Source organism: Synechococcus sp. BA-120 BA3, from assembly GCF_034931285.1.
Lineage (GTDB): Bacteria > Cyanobacteriota > Cyanobacteriia > PCC-6307 > Cyanobiaceae > Cyanobium.
Genome location: NZ_JAYGHZ010000128.1, coordinates 1 through 2,741 on the forward strand (window position 1 = coordinate 1; position 2,741 = coordinate 2,741).

At 68.3% G+C, this 2,741-nt stretch carries 2 protein-coding genes and 1 pseudogene; 1 reads left to right on the plus strand and 2 read right to left on the minus strand.

Annotation, left to right across the window (positions count from 1 at the left end; genetic code table 11):
* Positions 1-129, minus strand: a pseudogene (locus VB737_RS06335) (SH3 domain-containing protein); the annotation flags it as partial.
* A gap of 17 nt (positions 130-146) precedes the next feature.
* Positions 147-2,105: a DNA topoisomerase (ATP-hydrolyzing) subunit B gene (gyrB, locus tag VB737_RS06340; protein ID WP_500312071.1), complete on the minus strand. Its 1,959-nt coding sequence runs from the start codon at positions 2,103-2,105 to the stop codon at positions 147-149.
* A 227-nt stretch (positions 2,106-2,332) separates the two neighbouring features.
* Between gyrB and VB737_RS06345 the strand changes: the two genes are divergently transcribed.
* Positions 2,333-2,741 (plus strand): tRNA (adenosine(37)-N6)-dimethylallyltransferase (locus VB737_RS06345; protein ID WP_500312073.1); only part of this gene is annotated, 409 nt, incomplete at its 3' end.

Here is a 2,741-nt window from a genome sequence, read left to right on the forward strand (position 1 = left end):
GGGCTCGGCCTGGCGCTCCCGTCGCCGCACCTCCGGCAATCGTCGCTCGCCGCCGCCGGCGGGGAGGGCGGCGGGGGCCATCAGGGCAAAGCCCAGAAGGGCCGCCCAGCGCCAGGCCGGCAGGGGCATCGCAGGGCGCGGCCGCATCAGATATCGAGCTGGGCGAAATCCAGCTCGGCGCTGTGGGTCTCGATGAACTCCCTGCGGGGGGCGACCTTGTCGCCCATCAGGATCGTGAAGATGCGGTCGGCCTCGAGGGCATCCTCGATTTCCACCCGCTTCATCATCCGGGTCTCCGGGTCCATGGTGGTTTCCCAGAGCTGCTTGGGCATCATCTCGCCGAGGCCCTTGAAGCGCTGGATGTTGTAGTTGGCTTTCTCACCGAAGCCTTCCAGCACCTTCTTGAGCTCGTTTTCGTTGTAGCAGTAGTTGTGATTCTTGCCGCGCTCCACCTTGTAGAGGGGCGGGCAGGCGATGTAGATGTAGCCGCCCTCCACAAGCGCCTTCTGGTAGCGGTAGAAGAAGGTGAGCAGCAGGGTGCGGATGTGGGCGCCGTCGACATCCGCGTCGGTCATGATGACGATGCGGTGATAGCGGAGATTCTTCTCCTCGAAGTCCTCCCCCTTGATGCCCAGCCCCAGGGCCGTGATCAGGGCCTGGATCTCGGTGTTCTTGTAGATCTTGGCGTCGTCGGTCTTCTCGATGTTGAGGATCTTGCCGCGCAGGGGCAGGATGGCCTGGAAGCGGCGGTCGCGGCCCTGTTTGGCCGAGCCACCGGCCGAGTCCCCCTCCACGATGTAGATCTCCGACTCGCTGGGATCGCGGGAGCTGCAGTCGGCCAGCTTGCCGGGCAGGGTGGAACTCTCCAGCACCGACTTGCGCCGGACCAGCTCCCGGGCGCGGCGGGCGGCCTCGGCGGCGTTGAAAGCCTGGATCGCCTTCTCGAGGATCAGGTCGATCACCTGGGGGTTGAATTCCAGGTATTCGCCGAGCGCCTCACCCACCGTCGTGTCGACGATGCCGCGCACTTCGGTGTTGCCCAGCTTGGTCTTGGTCTGGCCCTCGAACTCAGGATCCGGCACCTTCACCGACAGCACGGCCGTCAGGCCTTCGCGGATGTTCTCACCGGCCAGGTTGGCGTCGGCGTCCTTGCGCTTGCCGCGCTTCTTGGCGAAGGTGTTGAGGGTGCGGGTGAGCACCGTCTTGAGGCCCTCGATGTGGGTGCCGCCGTCGACGGTGCGGATGTTGTTGGCGAACCCGAGGATGCTGTCGGAATAGGCATCGACGCACCACTGCAGCGCCGCCTCCACCTGGACGCCGTCCTTGGTGGCGTTGACGTAGATGATCTCGGGATGGAGCGGATCCTTCTCCGCGTTCATGTAGGCGACGTACTCCTTGATGCCGCCTTCGTAGTGGTAGATCTCCTCGTGGGCCTCACCACCTGTGCCGGCGGCGGCGGTGCGCTCGTCGCGGAAGACGATGCGGACACCGCCATTGAGGTAGGCGAGCTCCCGCAGACGGGCCGAGAGGGTGTGGTAGTCGAACTCGATCCCGCCGCTGAAGATCTCGATGTCGGGCCGGAAGCGCACCGACGTGCCGGTGTGGGCGTCGGGGGCGTCCTCGGAGGCGAGGGTGCCGATGGGCAGGCCCCGCTCGAAGCGCTGGCGGTGGACCTGGCCCTGGCGGTGGACGGTCACCTCCACCCACTCGCTGAGGGCGTTGACCACCGAGATGCCGACGCCGTGCAGGCCACCGGACACCTTGTAACCGCCGCTGCCGAACTTGCCGCCGGCGTGCAGGACGGTCAGCACCGTCTCCAGGGCGCTGCGGCCGGTGCGGGGATGGATGTCGGTGGGGATGCCGCGGCCGTTGTCGGTGACGCTGGCGGAGCCATCCCCGTGCAGGGTCACCAGGATCTCGTCGCAGTGGCCCGCCAGGGCCTCGTCGACCGAGTTGTCGACGACCTCATAGACGAGATGGTGGAGTCCCCGGGGCCCGGTGGTGCCGATGTACATGCCGGGCCGTTTGCGCACCGGCTCCAGGCCTTCCAGCACCTGAATCTGTTCGGCGCCGTAGGCCGCTTCGACTTTGATGGCGTCGCTCATTCAGAAAAAAGGCTCCCCAGGGGGCTGACAAGGACGGCGGATCCCAGGGGCGATGGGGCGGCGATGGGGCGTAGCGACGCTTGAAGGACGCTGCGCAAAGGTCAATCTACCACCGCCGTCCCGCAGGGCCCCAGAGGCGCCTCTGAGCACCGATTCGGGACGGGGGTGCAACCGCCCTCCGATCCCGCCTCCGGCAGGATGGCCCGATCCCCCGCCCAGGCCGCCCCGTGGCGCCCCCCTCCGGAGCCGCATCCGAAGCCGATCGGCCGCTGGTGATCGCCCTGCTGGGACCCACGGCCAGCGGCAAGACCGCCCTGGCGATCGAACTGGCCGAAGCCCTCGACCTGGCCGTGCTCTCGGTGGACTCCCGCCAGATGTACCGCCACATGGACGTGGGCACGGCCAAGCCCAGCCCCGAACAGCGGGCCCGGGTACGGCACGAGCTGCTGGACCTGAGCGACCCCGACCGGCCCCTCACCCTGCAGGAATTCACGGCCCTGGCCACCGCCGCCATCGAGGCGGAGCACCGCCGCCGCGGCGTGGCCCTGCTGGTGGGGGGCAGCGGGCTCTACCTCAAGGCCCTGCTGGCGGGCCTGCGGCCGCCGGCGGTGCCGCCCCAGCCGGCCCTGAGGGCCC

Excerpts from the sequence above, each read along its gene's own strand:
- gyrB (WP_500312071.1), bottom strand. The coding sequence starts at position 2,105 with ATGAGCGACGCCATCAAAGTCGAAGCGGCCTACGGCGCCGAACAGATT.